Annotated in this window: 23 protein-coding genes; 13 read left to right on the forward strand and 10 right to left on the reverse strand. The window is 35.7% G+C overall.

Annotated features, from left to right (window positions below; genetic code table 11):
• Nucleotides 1-471: 471 nt before the first annotated feature.
• Nucleotides 472-3,828, forward strand: coding sequence for a restriction endonuclease (locus G564_RS18125; RefSeq protein ID WP_051205184.1), 3,357 nt, complete (start codon nucleotides 472-474; stop codon nucleotides 3,826-3,828).
• 5 nt (nucleotides 3,829-3,833) lie between these two features.
• On the opposite strand, the gene G564_RS0100015 is transcribed toward G564_RS18125, so the two are convergent.
• Nucleotides 3,834-4,517 carry a hypothetical protein gene (locus G564_RS0100015; protein ID WP_029035848.1) on the reverse strand — a complete coding sequence of 228 codons (684 nt, stop codon included), beginning with the start codon at nucleotides 4,515-4,517 and terminating at the stop codon, nucleotides 3,834-3,836.
• A 42-nt stretch (nucleotides 4,518-4,559) separates the two neighbouring features.
• Nucleotides 4,560-5,093: a tyrosine-type recombinase/integrase gene (locus G564_RS0100020; protein WP_037373223.1), complete on the reverse strand. Its 534-nt coding sequence runs from the start codon at nucleotides 5,091-5,093 to the stop codon at nucleotides 4,560-4,562.
• Nucleotides 5,094-5,319: 226 nt separating this feature from the next.
• On the opposite strand from G564_RS0100020, the gene G564_RS18130 reads away from it, so the two are divergent.
• The 6 genes from G564_RS18130 (at nucleotide 5,320) to G564_RS0100050 (ending at nucleotide 8,628) form a co-directional block, all read left to right on the forward strand.
• Entirely contained in the window at nucleotides 5,320-5,577 is a 258-nt protein-coding gene (locus G564_RS18130) for a helix-turn-helix domain-containing protein (RefSeq protein ID WP_051205186.1), read from the forward strand.
• Nucleotides 5,564-6,790 carry a hypothetical protein gene (locus tag G564_RS0100030; RefSeq protein WP_029035850.1) on the forward strand — a complete coding sequence of 409 codons (1,227 nt, stop codon included), beginning with the start codon at nucleotides 5,564-5,566 and terminating at the stop codon, nucleotides 6,788-6,790. Before G564_RS18130 ends, G564_RS0100030 begins: the two co-directional genes overlap by 14 nt.
• A gap of 54 nt (nucleotides 6,791-6,844) precedes the next feature.
• Nucleotides 6,845-7,162 carry a hypothetical protein gene (locus G564_RS0100035; protein WP_029035851.1) on the forward strand — a complete coding sequence of 106 codons (318 nt, stop codon included), beginning with the start codon at nucleotides 6,845-6,847 and terminating at the stop codon, nucleotides 7,160-7,162.
• A 166-nt stretch (nucleotides 7,163-7,328) separates the two neighbouring features.
• Nucleotides 7,329-7,814, forward strand: coding sequence for a hypothetical protein (locus G564_RS0100040; protein WP_029035852.1), 486 nt, complete (start codon nucleotides 7,329-7,331; stop codon nucleotides 7,812-7,814).
• 181 nt (nucleotides 7,815-7,995) lie between these two features.
• Nucleotides 7,996-8,379: a hypothetical protein gene (locus G564_RS0100045; RefSeq protein ID WP_029035853.1), complete on the forward strand. Its 384-nt coding sequence runs from the start codon at nucleotides 7,996-7,998 to the stop codon at nucleotides 8,377-8,379.
• An 18-nt stretch (nucleotides 8,380-8,397) separates the two neighbouring features.
• Nucleotides 8,398-8,628 carry a hypothetical protein gene (locus tag G564_RS0100050; RefSeq protein WP_029035854.1) on the forward strand — a complete coding sequence of 77 codons (231 nt, stop codon included), beginning with the start codon at nucleotides 8,398-8,400 and terminating at the stop codon, nucleotides 8,626-8,628.
• A 215-nt stretch (nucleotides 8,629-8,843) separates the two neighbouring features.
• Here the strand turns inward: G564_RS0100050 and G564_RS0100055 are convergent, their stop codons facing one another.
• Nucleotides 8,844-9,209, reverse strand: a complete 366-nt coding sequence (locus G564_RS0100055) for a DNA/RNA helicase domain-containing protein (RefSeq protein WP_029035855.1) — start codon at nucleotides 9,207-9,209, stop codon at nucleotides 8,844-8,846.
• 60 nt (nucleotides 9,210-9,269) lie between these two features.
• Here G564_RS0100055 and mnmE point away from each other — a divergent pair, with 60 nt between their 5' ends.
• Nucleotides 9,270-10,703, forward strand: a complete 1,434-nt coding sequence (gene mnmE / locus G564_RS0100060) for a tRNA uridine-5-carboxymethylaminomethyl(34) synthesis GTPase MnmE (RefSeq protein ID WP_029035856.1) — start codon at nucleotides 9,270-9,272, stop codon at nucleotides 10,701-10,703.
• 156 nt (nucleotides 10,704-10,859) lie between these two features.
• Entirely contained in the window at nucleotides 10,860-11,192 is a 333-nt protein-coding gene (locus tag G564_RS19660) for a helix-turn-helix domain-containing protein (protein WP_051205188.1), read from the forward strand.
• Here G564_RS19660 and G564_RS0100070 read toward each other — a convergent pair.
• Entirely contained in the window at nucleotides 11,189-11,497 is a 309-nt protein-coding gene (locus G564_RS0100070; RefSeq protein WP_029035857.1) for a helix-turn-helix domain-containing protein, read from the reverse strand. The two genes, G564_RS19660 and G564_RS0100070, sit on opposite strands and share 4 nt — an antisense overlap.
• A gap of 538 nt (nucleotides 11,498-12,035) precedes the next feature.
• Between G564_RS0100070 and G564_RS0100080 the strand changes: the two genes are divergently transcribed.
• Entirely contained in the window at nucleotides 12,036-12,251 is a 216-nt protein-coding gene (locus G564_RS0100080) for a helix-turn-helix domain-containing protein (RefSeq protein WP_029035858.1), read from the forward strand.
• On the forward strand, nucleotides 12,251-12,907 hold the full coding sequence (locus G564_RS19665) for an HNH endonuclease (protein ID WP_051205190.1): 657 nt from the start codon (nucleotides 12,251-12,253) through the stop codon (nucleotides 12,905-12,907). The genes G564_RS0100080 and G564_RS19665 overlap by 1 nt, the downstream gene beginning before the upstream one ends.
• An 8-nt stretch (nucleotides 12,908-12,915) precedes the next feature.
• On the opposite strand, the gene G564_RS0100090 is transcribed toward G564_RS19665, so the two are convergent.
• From G564_RS0100090 to G564_RS0100100, 3 genes are read right to left on the reverse strand one after another with little or no spacing between them, the layout of a single operon-like run.
• Nucleotides 12,916-13,989 carry an HpaII family restriction endonuclease gene (locus tag G564_RS0100090; protein WP_029035859.1) on the reverse strand — a complete coding sequence of 358 codons (1,074 nt, stop codon included), beginning with the start codon at nucleotides 13,987-13,989 and terminating at the stop codon, nucleotides 12,916-12,918.
• Nucleotides 13,982-15,253 (reverse strand): DNA (cytosine-5-)-methyltransferase, encoded by a 1,272-nt coding sequence (gene dcm, locus G564_RS0100095; RefSeq protein WP_029035860.1) that lies wholly within the window; start codon nucleotides 15,251-15,253, stop codon nucleotides 13,982-13,984. The genes G564_RS0100090 and dcm overlap by 8 nt, the downstream gene beginning before the upstream one ends.
• Entirely contained in the window at nucleotides 15,225-15,653 is a 429-nt protein-coding gene (locus G564_RS0100100) for a very short patch repair endonuclease (protein ID WP_029035861.1), read from the reverse strand. Before G564_RS0100100 ends, dcm begins: the two co-directional genes overlap by 29 nt.
• A 119-nt stretch (nucleotides 15,654-15,772) precedes the next feature.
• Here G564_RS0100100 and G564_RS0100105 point away from each other — a divergent pair, with 119 nt between their 5' ends.
• Both G564_RS0100105 and G564_RS0100110 read left to right on the forward strand, forming a co-directional pair.
• Nucleotides 15,773-16,468: a hypothetical protein gene (locus G564_RS0100105; RefSeq protein WP_029035862.1), complete on the forward strand. Its 696-nt coding sequence runs from the start codon at nucleotides 15,773-15,775 to the stop codon at nucleotides 16,466-16,468.
• A 93-nt stretch (nucleotides 16,469-16,561) separates the two neighbouring features.
• Nucleotides 16,562-17,680 carry a DUF3883 domain-containing protein gene (locus G564_RS0100110; protein WP_029035863.1) on the forward strand — a complete coding sequence of 373 codons (1,119 nt, stop codon included), beginning with the start codon at nucleotides 16,562-16,564 and terminating at the stop codon, nucleotides 17,678-17,680.
• A gap of 446 nt (nucleotides 17,681-18,126) precedes the next feature.
• Here the strand turns inward: G564_RS0100110 and G564_RS0100120 are convergent, their stop codons facing one another.
• The 3 genes from G564_RS0100120 to G564_RS0100130 all read right to left on the reverse strand — a co-directional run bounded on the left by G564_RS0100120 (nucleotide 18,127) and on the right by G564_RS0100130 (nucleotide 20,568).
• Nucleotides 18,127-19,311: a type I restriction enzyme HsdR N-terminal domain-containing protein gene (locus tag G564_RS0100120; protein ID WP_084625550.1), complete on the reverse strand. Its 1,185-nt coding sequence runs from the start codon at nucleotides 19,309-19,311 to the stop codon at nucleotides 18,127-18,129.
• A 69-nt stretch (nucleotides 19,312-19,380) separates the two neighbouring features.
• Nucleotides 19,381-19,695 (reverse strand): hypothetical protein, encoded by a 315-nt coding sequence (locus tag G564_RS0100125; protein WP_029035865.1) that lies wholly within the window; start codon nucleotides 19,693-19,695, stop codon nucleotides 19,381-19,383.
• 48 nt (nucleotides 19,696-19,743) lie between these two features.
• On the reverse strand, nucleotides 19,744-20,568 hold the full coding sequence (locus G564_RS0100130) for a hypothetical protein (RefSeq protein WP_029035866.1): 825 nt from the start codon (nucleotides 20,566-20,568) through the stop codon (nucleotides 19,744-19,746).
• Between the last annotated feature and the right edge of the window lie 96 nt (nucleotides 20,569-20,664).

A 20,664-nucleotide genomic window follows, 5' to 3' on the forward strand; every position in this document is an offset into this window, starting at 1 on the left:
ATTTTATTCCAGGTTTACAAACTTCGTTTGAACCTTCCTTAAAATAAAAATGCTTCCCCTTTCAGGGAAGCACTTAAAGTGTGCGGAGAAAGAGGCTCCAGAACCCTCGAAGCTTACATCAATGTTTATAAGGCTTCCCAAATAGCCCATTTCAATGGGTAACACATAGGGTAACCAACCTCGTAATACTGATAATTTCAAAGTAACTCCCCCAAATATAAGAGAGACTCCCGAACCCTCAAAGGTTTTTTAAAGCAGTTATTGGATTAATCCACGAAATGGTGAGGTTTACCAAATATGTCAGGGAGGAACCTAAAATCCTTAGCGTGATGTGGTTCCCTGCAATTATTCTCTGCAACCCTTATGTAATTAAAAATCCTTTGTAGCTTGTTTCTTTTTTAATATTTTAGAGTTCACTCCCCTACAAAATTTTATTTCAATAAAACCCTTCTATTTCAACAATTTGAACTAATGAATGAACAATTGTCCTTTTCTTTTGAAATAAAAACTCCAAACAACAATGAAAAAGAAACCTTCGTAGGAGAAGTAAATTCGTGGAAACAGTTTGAAAACAGTTTAATATGTTTATCCAATAAAGAAAAGGGAGATGCATTTGAAAACCTAGTAAAGTTATATTTTAAATTAAACCCTTTATACAACTTCTATGACCAGGTATGGATGTGGTCTGAAGTTCCCCAAAAGGAATTAGAAATTCTTAGACTTCCATCTCATGATTTAGGAATTGATTTAATTGCAAAATTTGGAGATGAGTACCATGCCATTCAATGTAAATACCATTCAGATAGAACAACTTCTGTTACATTCAGAGAAACATCTACGTTCATATCCCTTCTCGAAAGCAATAAAAAAATAACTCAAGGATATATTTGTTCAAGTGCTGACTTGACATCACGAAATTTTGATATGCTTAAAACGAAGCCTATTAATCTGATAATGTTTGACACTTGGAAAAAATTAGATGAAGAGTTTTTCCAGCAAGCAAGGAAATTTCAAGAAGGTAAAAGACCTGTTTTAAAACCATTTCAACCATTTGACCATCAAGAAATAGCCATTAACGAAGCTGAAAACTATTTCAAATTTAGCAACAGGGGAAAACTTATTTTTCCTTGTGGGGCAGGAAAGAGCTTGACTGGATATTGGATAACCCAGAGATTAAATTCTACCTCCACAATTATTGCAGTTCCAAGTTTATCCCTGGTCAAACAGACATTAGAAGTTTATTTAAAAGAAATTGTCGCAGAAGGACGGGATGTGAAATGGTTGTGCATCTGTTCTGATGATGGAATTGGTAAAAATGATGATGTAATTTATTACACAGAAAACCTAGGTGTTCCCTGCTATACTAATCCCGATTATATTGAAGAATGGTTAATTAAAAATCAGGGTGAAGAAATTATAATTTTTACTACCTATCAAAGTGGAAGAATTATAGCTGAAATTACTAAGAAGGTGAATTTTACTTTTGATGTGGGTATTTTTGATGAAGCACATAAAACAGTTGGTTCAGGAAAAAAATTATTTGGTCATTTACTTTTTCAAGAAAATATCAATATTAAGAAGAGAATATTCATGACCGCTACAGAGCGTTTTTACAAGGGCTATAGGGATGATATTGTTTCAATGGATGATGAAGAGGTCTATGGAGAAACCTTCTCTTATATGAGCTTTAAAAAAGCCATAGAAGAAGGACTGCTTACGGATTACAAAGTCATTACAATTGATGTGAGGAAATCTGAAATAGCTAACTTCATTAAAGAGAACCATCTCGTTCAATTAAATGATAAATGGAAAAGTGAAACAGAAGCTCGTAGCCTAGCATCCATGATAGCTTTGAGAAAGGCTATGACCAAATTTCCTATAAAAAATGCCGTATCTTTTCATTCCTCAATAGAAAAAGCTAAAAGAAATAAGGAACTTCAAAAATACCTGACTTCTCATTATTCTTTTGTACCTATTGATACTTATACAGTATCGGGAAAACAGTCTACTTCTATTAGAAATGATATCGTTCAGGAATTTTCTTCCTCTAACAAGGCGTTAATCACTAATGCTCGTTGTCTTACTGAAGGCATTGATGTTCCAAATATTGATTGTATCATATTTGCGGACCCTAAAAAAAGTAAGGTGGATATTGTACAGGCTTTAGGTAGGGCCCTCCGCTTAAAAGAAGGTAAAGAGTGGGGATATGTAATACTTCCCGTTGTTTATGATGATGTCACTAACGAAATTGATAATGAAAACTTCAACGATATTCTTACCATAGTAAGAGGCTTAGCAGGAAATGACGAACGTATCGTTGAATATTTTAGGGAAAAAAATAAAGGTTCGGAATCGTATAAAAACAAAGAATTTTCAGAGCAATTCAATTTTGAAGTTTTTTTGGAAAATTTAAATGAAGATGATATTCTTAAAGAACTTGATGTTAGAATATGGGAAAGGTTATCTCGCCTTAATTGGATGCCCTTTGAGGAGGCTAGGAATTACGTTCGAAGTCTTGGAATAATAAACCAAAATGAATGGAAAGAATACTGTTTGTCTGGAAAAAAACCATTCGACATTCCAAAAACACCAGATGTAGTATATCAAGATAAAGGTTGGATAAATTTGGGGGATTGGCTGGGAACAGGCAATGTTGCAACTAGAGAAATCGAATATAGGACTTTTGAGGAGGCCAGAGAGTTTGTTCATCAGTTGAAATTGACTAAAGTTGAAGAGTGGCATAACTACTGCCAGTCAGGCGAAAAACCTTTTGATATTCCTCGAAATGCCAATCATGTTTATAAAGAAAAAGGTTGGATAGGGTATGGTGACTGGCTAGGAACTAAAATTGGCTTCACAGGAGAATATCTACCTTATGAAAAGGCAAGGGAGTATGTTCACGACTTAAATATTAAAGGCCAAAAACAATGGAGTAATTATTGTAAAACTGGAAAAAAACCAAACAACATACCAAGTTCACCTGAAAAGGTTTATGAAAATATGGGATGGAAAGGATATGGTGATTGGTTAGGCACTGGTAATATTGCTACCCATTTGAAAGTTTATAAACCATTTCAAGAAGCAAGGGCTTTTGTTCAATCCTTGGGTTTAAAAGGACAAAAGGATTGGTACAATTACAGAAGTTCGAGAAAAAAACCTGAGGATATTCCTGGTACTCCAGAGCAAGTTTATAAAGATGAAGGATGGAGGGGAATTGGCGATTGGCTAGGAACAGGAGTTGTGGCAACAAAATTTAGAGAGTACTGGGAATTTAAAGAGGCTAGAAACTTTGTTCAATCTCTAAATTTCGGAAACGTTTTAGACTGGGAGAAATTCCGAACCTCTGGGCAAAGACCAGAGAAATTACCTAGTAACCCAAACATAGTTTATAAAAATGAAGGTTGGATAGACTGGGGAGATTTCTTAGGAACAAATAATCTTTCCAATCATAATAGGTTATACCGCACCTTTGAAGAAGCTCAAAAATATGTGCAGAAGCTCAAATTGAAAGACCAAAAAGAATGGCAGGCTTACTGTAAAAGTGAGGAAAGACCTGATGATATACCCAGTAAACCAGCAAGAGTTTACAAAAATGATGGTTGGAAGGGATTAAGAGATTGGTTAGGAACTGATAAACCAGATAACAGAAAAGATTTTATACCTTTTCAAGATGCCAAGAAAATTATTGGTGCACTAAATTTAAAAAATAATAGAGAATGGAGAGAGTATTGCAAATCTGGTTCCAGGCCAGATAATATTCCAGGTGCACCTGATAAAATTTACGCAGAGAACGGATGGAAAGGTTGGAAAGATTTCTTGCATAAATAGATTAGTTAATTATGTAAAGAGTTGAGTTGTTTTAATAGTTTGGATTCAACAGTTTCTGAAGTTTTAAATAAGGTTTTTACGATTTTCATACCAATTAATTTTATGTAATTCTCTGCGATTAATTGCTCAGCCCTTATAATTTCAAAAAGATTAAACTCCTCAGTGCCCAGTTCTGTATTTCTTATAACAATTAAACCCTGTTCCTCCAAAGAACCCCTGTCAACTTTAAAACTATATTTAGTTTTATTATCGGAGTAATTTACTGGGTGAGCCGATAAATAGTGTCTTAATCTAGTTGCACGTGAATTACGGAAATAGATATCCATTTCTTGATATTTATCAATCTTAAAAATGTTTGCCAATTCCTTAATTGACTGTTGTTGAATATAATTAGCACTTAAAACACCATAGAGCCTAAGATACCGTTCTCCTGTATTAAAGCTTTTACCGTTGACCAACCCAAAATTTAAAAAATCCACTATTGCAAATTGGGAATCTCCAATTGTATCTAAACTAGTGGTCAGAAATTCCCAATTTTTTTCTTCTGAAAACTTAAATCTTTTTTTTGCCTTATCTCGAAACGATAACTTCGCACCTTTTTTAAAACTTTCAGTATTTTTAGCATCATTTATTACATCTCGAATAAAAGTCTCATATTGTCGAACCAGCGTTTCATCATAATTAATCATAATATTAATGTTTAATAAAAAGTGATTTTAAAAGAAAGGAAATCAAAGATTTATATAGATATCGTGAAGCTCTTCTGCTCTAATACCTAAATATTTCCTTGTCAAACCCATGGAGGTGTGATTAAACCATTCACTGAGATACATCAGGGCGTTTTCACTTTGCACGTGGATGTCCCAAACCCTACGACCGAAAGTTTTTCGTAGGGAATGGCTGCTAATATCCTTACCCGAAAAATATTGCTTCATTAATCTATTAAGGTGTTTGGTACTGTATGGAAAACTCTTCTGACTTCTAATTGCTTTGAAATTGGGATTTTCATTAGTAAAATAATGCATTGCCCGTTTAATATTCTCATTAACGGTCGGCGTGCGGGGTTTTCCTGTTTTCTTTTCTCTAATATTTATTTGTGGTTGCAATAAATCCCCATTGGTCAATTGTAGTAAATCCGATATACGCAAACCCAGGTTAATTCCACATATAATAAGTAAGCCAAAATTTGGATTCTCATCTGACCTAATAAATTTCATTCCTTTCCCTTGGGCTGCATCAAAATCCAAATAAGTACTACCAGTCATAACAGTAAAATTAAGTTCAATAATAGCAGATATAAAACATTTTTGAACATTACACAAGGTCGCATGCTACTTAACCCCGATTACCACCCGAAATGTTCATTTATTATAAAAGTGAACTTTATCATCCCTTTTACTTGAAATCCTAAAACGGTATAGGGAATCCTTGGGAATCCTTAGCTTTTCCTTTTTCCTCGTGAGACATTTGCAACTACAATGTTAAAAACTCATGATGACGACAGAATTTACCACAGAACAACTTCAAAATCTATTACTAAAAATATTAGAGAAGTTAGAAACCAGAGATAATCACTCTGGAAAAAAGTATTACCGCAACAAGGACCTAAAGATACTTTTTGGTGTTAGCTCAAATACCATCATAAAATATAGAGAAGAGGGTATACTTCCATACACTATTCTGGGAGAAATTTATTTGTATCCAATTATTGAAGTGGACAAAATGCTGAAGAAAAATGCAAGTCATTAAGGATATGATTAATGTTTTTAAATCCATCCGTCAAAGCAGCAAAATTCAAGGAAATTCCACTACTGAAGAATTTCTGAACATAATTCAGAATGGAAATGAATTTCTTCATTATATCCTAAAGGCTAGAAAAGCATTGCGTAATGGGAACAAAAGGAAATATGATGAAATTAAAAAGAGTAAAATACCAGCTTACGCTCACAATTTCACTTTTAAAGAAACAAGAAAAAATGCAAACATTCTTGAAAGCACAGGTTATATCTTTTTAGATATCGACTATGAAAAAGAATTGGATTTTCAACATCCATTAATACATGCTACATGGTCATCCTTATCTGATTTAGGAAGAGGGCTTCTTGTTAAAGTAGAAGGAATAACTAAAGAAAATTTTTCTTACAACTACACTTTACTAGGAGAAGAATTAAAGTTAAATGTTGATACAAATGCAAATAAAGCCACTCAAATTAATGTGCTTTCTTTTGATGAAGAAATATATAAAAATCCAAGTTCAAAGATTTGGAAAGCTATAGAAGAACCTTCTAAAATACCCCATTACAGTAAGGAAAATCAAAAAACAAGTAGAGTTAAGAATGTCTTGGGGCATTCTGGTCCCACAAGATGGGATAACGTTCAAGAATTTGTGTCGCAACTGGATTTCCAGGATGCAAAAATGTTCGACAACGGGTCCAAAATTCTGCTGTCCAAAATTTACCATTCTTTCCGCACCCCTGAAGGAAAAAGATACTCCTTTCTCAACGCTAAAGGTTTTCAATTTCGTGCTCTAAATCCACACATAGGTTATTATGAATTAAAAAATTTTCTAGAGGGACAGAATAGATTCTGTAGCCCTCCCCTTCCAGAGGTAGAACTCAACCGAATTATAAAAAATATTAGTGAGATACCACCTGAAGAATTAGAGCCCAAGGCCAATTACCCCAGAAGATTCTTTTTTGATGAAAGTGAGGAGCTAACATCGAAGGAAAAACGACAGCTCATGATGTCCAAAATCAATAAAGAAAGAGTTGAAAAATCCAAGAGAGAAATAAAAGAGGCAATTGACAGATGGAACTTTGAAGAATGTGGAGTAATAAATCAAAAAAAATTGGCTGAACAATCAGGTAAAAGTTATAACACTGTACAGAAATATTACTCAGAATTTAAAGATAGAATCCAGATTCTGAATACAACATTTAAAAACAATAAAGAACCTCCGTAACCACCAATTATCCTTTGACATAAAAATTAAAATAAAATTTTAAATAATTGAATTATGACACCAGAAATATTAACCCGCATATTAAATGAACTAAGACCATTAATCGTTCAACTGGCAATTACGCACGGGGACAGAGAAGGTCATACGAGAATAAAAGTAGACATAGGAAATACTATTGACAGAAATTCTATTCACTTTATGCCTGGACCATTTGAAAAAGAAGAGTACATCTTTGTGGGTGAGCCAAAATTTGATACCACAGGAGATTTTAGACCTAACGATGCTGTTTTTGTGTATTATTCACTGTACTGGGTTGAATATAATGAATGGATGAATTTTAAGGAAGTGGTGGTTTTAGCCGAGAATAAGTAGACTCCTTCAAATGCCTTTCTAAAGGTTGTTCTCAGTAGAGAGGCAAAACTTACCTTAAGTACATTGTTTTGCAGAACAACCTTCTGGGTCAGTCATAGGTGGTCGCTTAACTCAACTACCCCTTTGAAATCTACCCTATTACTACAAACAATCAAAAAAGACAAAAATGGAAGAATTGTTTTTAATACTACAGAAATATCAGTCAAAACTAGAAGCCACTAATTTAAACCCTTATGGCACCTGTTACTTAGCAGGACCATGTATTGCTGAATATCTAAGAACCATCGGCATATCGGCAAGAGATGTTACAGGAAGCCTTACTTTGCGAGACAAACATGGCAAAGAAATTATATACGGTAAGAGTAAACCCTCTAGTAGAAATATCGGGATGTACCACACCTGGTGTGAAGCATCATTAGATGGAACTAACTATCTCTTAGACGCCAGTTTAAAGTACAACAAAGTTTATTTGAAAAAATACTTGGGAACAAAAATCAAAATTGCTAATCAGGTTCCTGATATTTTGGTAACAGAGAAAAGGAAGACATATTGGTGGAACTATAAAGAAGATAAAAGCCTGATTTCTGTATCCCAATCTTATCTTAGAACATGTTCCTCGCATCTTGTTCATTATTTGAGTCAATTAGAATAGATAAATTTTTATAAGGAAATTGGAAATAATAAAAAGGCAACTTTTAGATACCTACTTCGGATTCTCCCTCTCCTTTTGAAATTAACACAGAACGGGTTAGGACATCAAAGGATTATTCCGTTCCTAACTCGTTTTTTGTTTAAAACAGTTTTCCTAAAAAATAAAATCTTTATCTTTTGATATGGAATTTATTCGGATTATTATATGGATTTTAATGCTGTCCCCTGCACTAGTTATTGGCCAGACAACATTCACTTCTCCATTGACTCAGCACAACCCTGAATCAATACCCACCACATTTGAGGATATAGAACGCACTCTTGAAATCAACTCTGAAAATATTACCCTTACGACCACAATGGACGATGGAAAGTTATTCGAGGTCTACGATATACTTGAGAAGAAGGATGGTTTAGAGGATGTTCGGTTTTTGTGTAGTAGCCGAAACAAAGAAAACCTAGTGACTGTAATAATACCCAACCAGAAAAAAATTGAGATTTTAGATATCTACCGCAGGTCGGATACAACATGGAAGGTTGAACACCTCAGGCTCTGGTTAGATTGATTTTACAGACATTAGCTCATGAAGATTACTCTATATGAATACAAACGCCTCCCTGAAAAACAGCAACATTCGTTGGTGCATACAGAGGGCGATTTTATTGAACTGGTAATGACGGGAAACCACAGGTATCTCTTGTTCGGTCTTTCCTCATTTTATGTAGAATTGACCTACTGTGTCGTTTCTAATAAGATTATCAACTTAACCTCATTTCGACAGGGGGAGATTCTTGACAAGTACATGAAAATTTAATGCCCAACAAAATTGTAAAATTTTTTTTAAGCAGGCTAAAGTGAAAATTTGAACATCCCGAATGGCTGGAAATTTTTCGAGCCAACCTGCATGTGATTTGCTTGAAATGCCCAGCCAGGAGCTCCAAGAGGGGTTACCGTCACCCAGGGGTATAGCAGGGCCTCCCCGCTACCCAGGGGGGAGAATTGCTTAACACATTAGTGTCTCTCGCATGGTTAACTTCTACTGACCTGTTTAAGGTATTCAGCAGTTTCTTTGTTGGTACAGTAAACATAGCAGCCTTTCATGCCTCTAGTCATCAAGGTTCTGTAAGTGTTCTTGATAATAGCTTTTAGAAGTGGTTTCGCCTCGTATGGGTTTTCCTTCTTCATTTTCTTCCAACCGAAGATGGACCTATCATCCTTAGCTCGTTTAGAAGGGTCAACCAGCACTTCTCCATCACGAACAATTAAATCATCTCCAATGATGACTCCGATGTAATCCACTTCAAGTCCTTGGGCGGTATGGATACAACCAATCTCGGTTACAGAGTTGGGGTCAATAATCCATTTACCTCCGTAATCACCCAAATTCCAATTCATCCTGACTAAATAGCTCTGTACACAAGTCGATATTCCTTATGCAATTAATATCTTTGCAACATGAAACTGAATGACAACATTATAGCTCTAGCCACTCCTTCGGGAGCGGGAGCTATTGCTGTAATAAGAATATCAGGTCCAAAAGCTATTGATTTAGCAACACCTGTTTTTATAAGTAAGAATAATAAAGATTTGCGGGAACAACACTCGCATACTCTTCACTTGGGAAATATTGTGGATGGTGAGCGCATTATTGATGAGGTGCTGGTTTCAGTTTTTCATGGTCCAAAGTCCTACACGGGAGAGAATACTATTGAAATTTCTTGTCACGGAAGTCCGTATATTCAGCAGGAGATTATTCAACTATTCGTCAGGAAGGGATGTCGTTCTGCAGAAGCAGGTGAATTTACTTTGAGGGCATTCTTAAATGGTAAAATGGACTTAAGTCAAGCAGAAGCTATTGCAGATTTAATATCGTCTGAAAACCAAGCTTCTCACCAGATGGCTATGCAACAAATGCGTGGAGGCTTTTCCAAAGAAATCCAAGAGTTACGGCAGGAGTTGTTAAACTTTGCTTCTCTAATCGAGCTTGAATTAGATTTTGCCGAAGAAGATGTTGAATTTGCTAATCGGGAAGATTTTAAAAACCTGATAGCTAAGATACAACAGGTTCTAAAAAGACTTATAGATTCTTTTGCAGTAGGTAATGTACTTAAAAATGGAATACCTGTTGCAATTGTCGGTGAACCCAACGTTGGTAAATCAACTCTGCTAAATGCACTACTGAATGAAGAAAGAGCTATTGTTTCAGAGGTAGCAGGAACCACTCGTGATACCATAGAAGATGAAATATCCATAGATGGTGTAGGCTTCCGTTTTATAGATACGGCAGGTATCCGCAAAACAGAAGATGTAGTAGAAAATATCGGTATAAAAAGAACTTTTGAAAAGATTAGCCAGGCACAGGTAGTTCTATACCTTTTCGATGCTTCTCAACTTCAGCATGGAGACCTCAAATCTTCAGAAATCAACAATCAGAGAAAGAGGGTAAATGTGGGACAACTTAAAGTAGAGATTGAAAAGATTAAAAATCAATTTCCACAAAAGCCTTTACTAGTTCTAGCGAACAAAATAGACCAACTTACAGCAGAAGAAATAGACGCCTTACAGAATCAAATAGAAGGTCTTAAAGTCCTTTCTGCTAAGACAGGTAAAGGTGTAGAAGAGCTCCAGCAGAAACTTCTCCAATTTGTGAATACTGGTGAACTGAGGAATAACAATACGATTGTTACGAATACCCGCCACTATAACGCCCTACTCAGTGCCTTAGAAGAGATTAACAAGGTGCAGGATGGTCTGAACCATAACCTTTCAGGGGACTTGTTAGCAATTGACATTCGAGAGGCACTGCATTATTTTGGAGAAATCACAGGTGAAATTACCAATGATGATTTGCTGGGTAATATTTTTGCGAATTTTTGTATTGGCAAGTAACAAGACAACCTAATAAAACTAAAACAAGCCACTCAAATTGTTTTAACCTAAGAAACGCTCATAGACCGTTTATAGGTTACCCACCTCTATACAGTGCATCCTTGAACTTCCTTTTGCTCTTAAACTTCAAAGAAATAATAATCTAAAATTAGTATTATGACAGATATAAATTTAATCACCAGTGACGACCTTAAAAAACTTGCTGCAGAACTTTACCAGCTCATAAAGAAAGACGCTGAGGAAGACAAGCAAGAGGATATTCTGAACGCCAAACAGGCTGCAAAGCTTCTCGACCTAAGTACGGCAACAATCTACGGGAAAACCCATCGAAACGAGATACCATATTTCAAACAGGGAAAGAAGTTGCTCTTTTCCCGAACTGCTCTGTTAGAGTGGTTAAAGAAAGGTGAAAATCCAGCGGTAACAGTTACTCCAGCTTCAGCAAAGTCAAAAGCAGCTGAATACTTACACCAGAACCGAAGATTTTAATCAGGTAGAATATATTTATTAGCTCTTTTTTCCAATTCCCTTGTGGTAGGACGTCTACTTTCATTTAACCATTTGTCAATATCATTCTTTCTAAAATGTAACCTACCAGCAGCTTTAAAATAGGGTATTTTCTTATCTTGAACAAGGCCATAGATAGAGGATTTTTTATAATAAATATACTTTGTAAGTTCATCGATGTCCATAAGTTTATCTCCAGCTTTTTCTCTCTGCTGGTCCTGAAGGTTAACTATTTGCTTCTCTATACTTTCTAATTTTTTTAAAATTAATTCAAAGGGATTCTCCATTATAAAGTCAATTTACTTATTCTATTACTCTCACTAACGTAAGTTAGATAAAATTCGTAAAGGTTTGTGTAAGACTAGGTCAGTTTAGGAAACAAAATAAACCTAACTCATCATATTGCCAGGAGGACATTTGCTACCACTGTGCTGCTTCTAAATGATGTTCCAATGAAAGTTGTGAGTAAGCTATTGGGACATTCCAGAATGGCAATTACACAATTTTTTTTAGCAGGTCACATTGAAAATTTGACCATCCCGAATAGCTGGAAATTTTTTTTAGCCAACCTGCAGGTGATTTTCTTCAAATGCCCAGCCAGGAACTCTAAGAGGGGGTACCGCCACCCAGGGGTAAAGCAAGGGGAAAGGAGGAGGTCCCCCGCTACCCAGGAGAGTGGGTTGCCTACACATTAGTGTACTGTGGCAATTTTGAAATCAATCAAATCCAATTTCTCCGTTAGGAATTCTTTCCCAACTCCATTTTCTCTTTAAAAGATACTTATTGTATGTAGACCTGTGATGGATTTTAACGGTTCTTTGGCATATGGAAATTACTATCCAAGAGAGACTAGGTCAGAGAGTGAAGGCACTAAGGGTAAAGAAAGGTTGGTCACAGGAGAAACTGGCTGAACTCACTGGATTTCATAGAACTTACATCGGTATGGTGGAAAGAGGAGAAAGAAATATTTCACTACAAAACATCTTTTCTCTATCAAAGCAGTTCGGTCTATCTCTTGAAGAACTTTTTAAGGACCTATAATGAGTGCGAAAAAAAACTTATTCTATTTTCTTCAGACCAATGGCTCTGGTTTATATAGTAGAGAACAGCTAAGAGATGCTGCGGGAAAAGAATCCTGGGAAAGAAGCTTTCGGTTTTTAAAAGAAGATGGTTCCATTGATTTCGTTTACGTTCCAGAGAATAAATCTTACCTGATAACCGATGTAGCCCATAAACTTCAGCCATCTGTACGGAAATCACTTTCAGCTAAACTCCGCTATAAAATAGGGAACAGGGACAATCATACTTGCCAGAATTGCGGGAAAACACCACGGGATGGAGTAAAATTACATGTCGACCATATTGTTCCCGTTGATTGGGGTGGAACAAATGATGAAAATAACCTTTGGATGCTATGTGAAAAATGCAACCTTGGTAAAAAAGCGTTCTACAAAGATGAATTTGACCCTGAATTAATGAAGTTGATTGAAAAAGAAACGAGTGCTAGAGGAAGACTAAAGGTGTTCTTCACCCAAAAACCCAATACTAAAGTTGAGACTGCACACCTTCAAACTATTGCAAGGGTTAGAGACTGGGAAAGAGCTTTAAGGTATCTTCGGGAAGATGGATTAATAATTAGATATTTAAGGCCGACAAAGAGTGACCCAAAGTCCTACTATATAAACATCAAGAGATAAATATTCAATTATTTAATGAACCTGATTTGGAGATTTAATTTAAATTTCATTTCACCATCGTGGTCTTTATAAATATTTCCGAAACCATGTCTAGAACTGCTTGGGGTATCAAGTTTTGTGTTTTGAAAAAGATATTCTTCAAATTGTTTAGCGAAATAGAAGTGGTAACAAATGACTTCTCCGTCCTGTCTTACAATTAAATATCCTCCCGTTGCCTGATACTCTCGCTGCCATACTTCCGCAGCTCTCATGCCTAATGCATAATCGACTAAAAACTTCTTTATCATCATCTTGTACATGTTGGGATTCAAGGACAAATTATAACCTAAGGGGTTATTTTTACTTATGACGGAAATTAGGTATGGTATTGTTTTATAGTCTGGATTCGAATTACCGTAGTATGTCAAAACTATCTCTGATAATATCTTATCAAAATGCGTATCAACTGTTTGAAGATTTGTTTTAAAAATTTCGTTGTCAACTGTTTCAAACCTTAGCTTGCCACCAAGTTCCTGAATTATATCAAGTTTTTCAGAAAATGAGCGGGTATTGTTGATTCCCTGAATTTCCCGTTCCGAAAATTGTCTGCCTTGAAGATTATAGACAAAATTTGTTGCCCCGCTAGCATTCAGCAATGTGGATGGTCTGCCCAGCTGAGATTTGATGCTGAAGCCGAGAACAGGTGACAAAAAAGTTTTGGGGTCTTGAATCTGAACAGTTATATCTTGTTTATGCTTCGACCTAGCTGTTGAATGTGAGGCATAGAAAGAATTTAAAAAGGTTGTAATTTCAGGTATTATAAGAGACCCTTTACGATGTGCTGAAATTTTGTTGAAACACAATTTCGCATTTGTTATGAAATCGGCTACTGGTTTCTTGAAGGATTGTCCATTGGTGTCAATAACCACCAAATCGTTGAGAAATGAAAATTCAAGAATCCTATTCTGCTCCTCTTTTATCAGTTTTAAAATTGGATAAACTACATCGGGAATTTTTTCATAATTCTCATCTCCCAGAAATAATTTGCCATCTGCTAACAACTTTAATAGCACATAGGCTTCACTCCATTCTCCTTTATTCATGATTGACTCCTATAGCTCTTGAAATTTGTAATGCCGTTGCCTGAATGGCGGGAACAGCTACTGAATTTCCAAATTGTTTGTATGCCTGGACGTCACTTACTGGAATCTGAAATGCATCGGGGAATCCTTGTAACCTAGCCCATTCCCTCGGAGTCATTTTTCTAATTCCTTCTCTGTTAACCTCACCCTTAATTTTTGTCACTGGCTTGTAATCAGAAATACGATGGTCCTCAACTAAATTTCGCTCACGTCCCATACCTCCACATACAACAGCATTTGCGGTACCGTCATTGGGTATAACTTCAAATCCAAAACCGTTACCTTTTCCTTCGTGACGTGCTCGGTGTTTTTTTAATGTATCCAGATAAGTGTTTGACAGATAATATTTAACACTTACTTCCTGCTCCTCTAGAATATCTTCTATGGCAGGTTGAATATTTTTTTCTCCCTCAGGATATGCGAACCGTTCGTAATCAGCTTCATTTGCAAAACCAACTATAAAAATTCTTTCTCTATTTTGAGGAACTCCAAAATGTTTTGCATTTAAAATTTTTGGTTCTGGAACAAAATATCCCAAATCATCTCTTAAGGTATTCAATATGGTAGCTAATGTTTTACCTTTATCATGATTGCGTAGCCCTTTAACATTTTCTAAGAAAATTGCCTCAGGACGTTTATCGGCAATTATTTCGGCAACATCAAAGAATAATGTCCCTCTTGTATCTTCAAATCCACCTCTTTTTCCAGCGATGCTAAAAGCTTGACAAGGAAAACCTGCGCAAAGAACATTGAAACCATCGGGAATATAATCCTTAGTAGCCCTTTCGGTAATGTCCCCGAAAGGTCGCTCACCAAAGTTTGTTTCATAAGTCAGTTGGGAGTATTTATCCCATTCACTGGTGAAAACACATTTGCCACCTAGGTTCTGAAGTGCCATTCTAAAACCTCCAATGCCAGCAAATAAATCAATGAATGTAAATGCAGGGTTCTCTGGTGCGGGAAAAGGCACTTCTATTTGATGATGGGTTAAACCTCTTAGAATTTTTTCAGTAGAAGAGGCATTGATTTCTTCTCCTGTTTTGAATTCCATATATCTTCTTATTGCACTTAAAGCACCTGGACGATAATGGTCAGCAATTCCATTGCCTAAATTGTGCAAATAATGAGTCAAAGCTGATTCATCGTAAGCATAAGAGCCATTTATTTTGTTTCTAAAATCCTTTTCTTTAAGATTTTCAAGTGTTATTGTTTCTTCTAGCTTCATTTATTTTGTCCTCAACTTTGGAGACGCAATGTAACAAATCTTTGTTTATCTCCTTACCCCAAAATCTCAAAACACACCAACCGTTTTGCTCCAAATATCTGTTCACCTCTTTGTCTCTCTCTATATTTCTTTTAATTTTTTTATGCCAGAATTCAATATTTGACTTGATATTATATTTTGTACTTTCCCAATCCTTGCCGTGCCAGAATTCGCTATCCACAAAAATTGCAATTTTTAATCCTTTGAAGGTCAAGTCAGGTTTGCCGTAGACCGATTTGTCATTTTTGCGGTATCGATGTCCCCGCTCCCATAACGCCAATGCCAATCTTCTTTCAATTTTTGAACCAGAAGATTTAACTGCTCTCATGTTTTTACTACGCTGCTCCCGATTAGATATCATGTATAAAACTTACTTAGATGAAATTATTGCTGTCCCGCCTAATTAGGGTTCATTATCTCCTACATAATATAAATTTATTGCTAATTTAGAAAGACTGCTGACCAACAAATAATTAAATTATGGCTGAAATTAGATGCACCATTCAAGAGTATCATCGATTTATTGGACCTTTTATAAGAAACAGAGTTAATGCCATCACCCGTAGCCTGAAAAAAGATAGGGAGGGTATTTGTGAATCATGTAATAACGTAAGGGTATTGGAGTCCGCTCATGTTCATGGCAAAGGCAGAAGAAGAATTATAGAAAAGGTTCTTCAAGAATTTACCATTGATGATGGGACTATAATGGGAGAATTGTCCAAAATAGAATCAAAAATTATTGATGAACATATTCCTATAGAAAAAACCTTCAGGTTTCTCTGTAGTGATTGTCATAGAGAGTATGACAGAGATAATCCTTTTGCCTCCAAGAAAAGGAGCTTTGTCCATAGAGGAGTTAATGTTACTGGAAATGGGGAGTTTCGAAAAATCGGTAGAATTAAGTTATGGGCTAAAAGAGAGCACCAAGCAAATCATAAATTTATAAAGGCATACCTAGAACTTTCACGCACAGGAAATGTGACCTGGGACAGATTAAAATACAAATGTGCTAGAGAACACGGATTAAGTGAGGTAACCCTGGATGGTCATTTTAATTCCTTAAAAACTGATGGAGGAAATGCCCATGGGAAAGTCTTTTATGAGAGTAACGGGTATGTCTTTATCTATCCCGTTGTTATGGAAGAAATAAAGAAGTACTTTAGAACTGAAACATAATGGCGGCCATCATTTTTTAGTTATAGTATTAGAGACCCTTATTCTTAAAAACAGTATTAACGGCTTTGTCAAGAGTGAATAACAATATATTTAATGAATCCAATAACAAATGAAGACTTAAAGCTCGTAAATAGCTTAAGTGCAAGAACATATTCAGGAAATCAATTATTATCTAACGCCAGTGAAGAAGAAAAGAAAGAGTTAAACAAAATAAAGTTAAAGCTCAAAAATTTAGCAGCTTACTTTTCTGCAAAATATTCTGAATCATATGGTCCTTTCGAGACTAGTGTTGTTACGGGAAATGACATAGCAATAAGAGGAACCACTTTTAAAAGAATGTGGTCAGGTATTTTTAAAGGTGGGAGGAACAAACAATATGCAGCGCAAATTAGCTTTGTGATGAATCCAAAAGAAAATTGTCTTGATGTGGGATTTTATTTCGGTAGAGCAGCAAGTCACAGTAAAAGTAAAGAGGAAAAGATAAGGCTAGAGAAGCAACTCAAGAACCTCGCAACTTCTCTTACAATGTCAATAAGCTTAAATGACCAATTCCGAGAGAGATATTTTCTTCTCTACGATTTGGGTTTTAAATATTATTCAAAAGACAAAATAGTTGCACCCGAAGTATGGTATCAAAGAATACCTGTGAACGCCAAGACTTCGCAAATAGTTGTAAAGGTTTTTCCCAACGACTTTAATGTTATTGAAAATTCCACTATTGACTTTTTTGTTTCTCAGCTCATATTTCTAATGGGTGGAATAGAAAAAAAAGAGGGCTCTAATATACCAATGATAAAACCCATGACGCCTGAACAAAGAGCTAAGCAGGCGGAAAGACTCACAGAAATTGGTACCAAAGGTGAAATTTATGTGATGAAAAAAGAATCGGAAAAGCTCAAGATGGTTGGATTACCTACACAAATATATCCAAAACATGTTGCCTTAGAATCATCGGCTTATGGTTATGATGTTCTTTCAATAGACGAAACTGGTAAAGAAATTTATATCGAGGTAAAAACGACTACTCGCCCAAGAGAGGATTTCAACTCTAAACAATTTTATATTTCTTCAAACGAATATGAGGTATATGAGAAGGATAAATCAAAATATAAACTTTATCGGGTTTATGATATTGAAAATTCCCCTTCAATTGAAGAAGTCAATCTTGAAGATGTCAGAAAAAGAGCTGACGGATATGTTTGTGAATATTAAACACAAGTCACACTTACGGGTCCGTTGTTCGACAATAGTGCGTGAACAATAAATTTGGGTCTTTAAACATTTTCTAAATCTGATAGTGCCACTAACTGTGTAGGAAGTAATCCCTCACCCCCATCCTTCTAAATTTGTCGGTTTTATTATTACTCGACCCGTAACTTCGTTGTAGTTAATTACGTTGAATATTAAATCTCTCTCACCCTCTGTGGGAGTATGGAATCTTACGGGTCTGTTTATATTAACTTTCATCTAAATTTGAGATAAAAATGAGTGATGGAACTGCTGCAAACCGTTCAAAATTTCAACACCCGAATTGGAACGCATATAATGATAAAAATACAATTTTTTTTTGGAGACTTTTTTAGAGAGGAATATGTAGGCCGATGTCCAGACACCAATGAGGTGTATATCGATTTGCACATCAATGATTAGCCGTTTTGTTACTTCTTACTGTTTCTGAACTCATTTCGAAGGAAAGAATAAGTTATTAAATTTGATATTAGATTTTTAACTCCTTTTTGGTTCCATTCGAATTGCCTGCTATTGTCCACCTGACCCAAGTAAACTTTTCCATCTCTTATTAATTCAGGTCTACGGCTTTTAATGTAATCTATAACTTCCTGATTCTTTACTCGTCCCCGTTTGCCCACAGTGAGAGTGCCATCGTGCCAAAAGGTAAAAGTTTCGTTTTCTTTGTTTACAAATCTATCAATGGCATATTCAAAGGAAAGATGACTATTCTCATAATCATCAACTGCGAAAAGGAATAAAGAGTGACCTTTGCTGTTACCATACAAGGGATGGTTTACTGCACTGAGCTTACCCATTATAGTAAAACTTAATATTTGTGTTTCCCCATCATGACGTTCAAAAATTAAATACCTGTAATCTCCTGGGAAACCTCCTCCTGAAGCATTGCCAAAGGTCGTAAATCGCATACCGCCATCTTCTATTAATCTTCTAAAAGGAAGGTCAAGACTCTCAATTTGAGAATCGGGGTCGAAAATTAAACCTAAGAGATTTATTAATAGGGAATGATACTGGGAATCTGAATCTTCCCCAATATAACCTTCCCTTTGAAGCTCATCAACAATGCTATTGTCCAAGTTAGTATGAGATGGTCTTTTCCAATCAACAACTTCCAACTCCTTAGGTTCATAATAATCATCATCTAATAAATCTTCATACTTGGGTAATTTATTTAGTTGCTGATATCGGTTCCCTTCAGAAAGATAATGGTATACAACTTCATCTCGCCCGTTGGTTAAATAAAGAATTTTTGCCCGTAGAATACTATGGTATCTCAGAATCTGGAATTCCACTTTATCTGTTAAAGGAACATTGGGTTCCTTGCATTCCACAAGGACGAGTGGGATAGGTCTATCATCATCCTTAGCAACACCCGATACGACAATATCTGCACGTCCACGAGCACCCTTTTCATAGTAGGAGAGGGGGACTTCTGCATCAATCATCCGATGGGGAACATTAAAATCGGATACAAGTTTTTGAATTGTATTCTGACGAACAACCTCTTCAGGAGTTATCCTTATAAGTTTTTTACGTGCAGCGCACATGATGCATGTATTACCATCCTTTAGGTATTCCTTCAACTCTAATGGCAATCTGATTTTTTTTGCAGTGTAAATTTTATGATTGCTTATCACTATAAACCTAGTCCAAGATTGAAAGTTCTATGAACTAGTGGGTTGAGATAGTAAGCTATTGTATTCTATTTTCTTGGGGCACTTCTGAATCGTATTAACGTCTGCTACAAGATATGGTGGTCCAAATGGCTTGCCTTCTCTAGTTTTTTGCGAAACTTTGACATCAGCTTTAAATCGTGTTCCTATTCTATTTTCCTCCCTGAGTTTAACTGGAAATTCTACTCTTATTTCGGAGTCAAAATATTCTACAGGTCTGACCCTCGGCCTGGAGGAACCTTTTCCAATTATTGTTTCCAGTATTACATCTTCAAATTTATCTCCAATGATTAGTTGATTGTCCATTTTTAAAATGTTTGTTGGGGTTTATTAGAGGCTAAATTTGACCTCTTCTCATTTTTTTACCGTGCTGGGGTCTGGGAGAAGATTTCCCTCTCCATCTAAAGCACCTTTTAAAAATACCTCTCTAGGTATGGTAAGTTCGTCAATGTCGTACTTCAAATAAATCTCCAACTCTTGCTTGTCGTCACTGAGAAAAATAAAATCCACTAGGCGATAAGCATAGGGACCATATTCCTTATCCAAAACTTCCTTGACATTATCTGAGATTTTCCAATGATAAAGGTCGTCCCATGCATCCGCCCAAGCCTTTGCAATTAGAACTATCTCAATACCATAATTAGAATTGTGTTTGAGAGTTTTATCAATTGCAATTGAACTACTAATCAACGATATTGTGAAATCTTCTTTTGTATCATCCTTATAAATTAACCGAAAGTGTACATCGGAATTCTTTTTAAGGAGGTCGATTATTTCATACCTGTTCAGGTACTTAGAAAAGTCGGAAGTTATGGCATTCTTTATTGAAATATATTGTTCGTCAGCATCAAAATCAACATAGTATATATCAGGCTTTCGGTCGAAACTCATTAACAATCTACGAACGGGCGAGAATTTTTTAGTAGGATTTTTATCAACGTTAACAACGAGTGCTAAAGCACCAGTGAAAAAATCTTCCAAGTCTTTAAATTCTATTTTAGTCTTGTTTGCTTTATTTAAAATAGTCAAAGCTACTTCTCCATTTTGGTCCGTATTGTGTGCCATTCTCGATAAGCCATCAAAAGCATTACCCTGCTCAGTTGCCAGCCATCTATCTTGACCATTTGATGTTAAGGATAGGAAAACTAGAAGAAAAAAAAGGATGAGTTTAAAATTCATTACAGGCGGTTATAAGTTTAGAGGAAATTAATGATAATAATTTAATTACTTGTTCTGCGGAGAAAATGGCTAAAGAATTTGACGAATATCTGTAAT

It is taken from the genome of Salinimicrobium xinjiangense DSM 19287, assembly GCF_000423585.1.
GTDB classification, from domain to species: Bacteria; Bacteroidota; Bacteroidia; order Flavobacteriales; family Flavobacteriaceae; genus Salinimicrobium; species Salinimicrobium xinjiangense.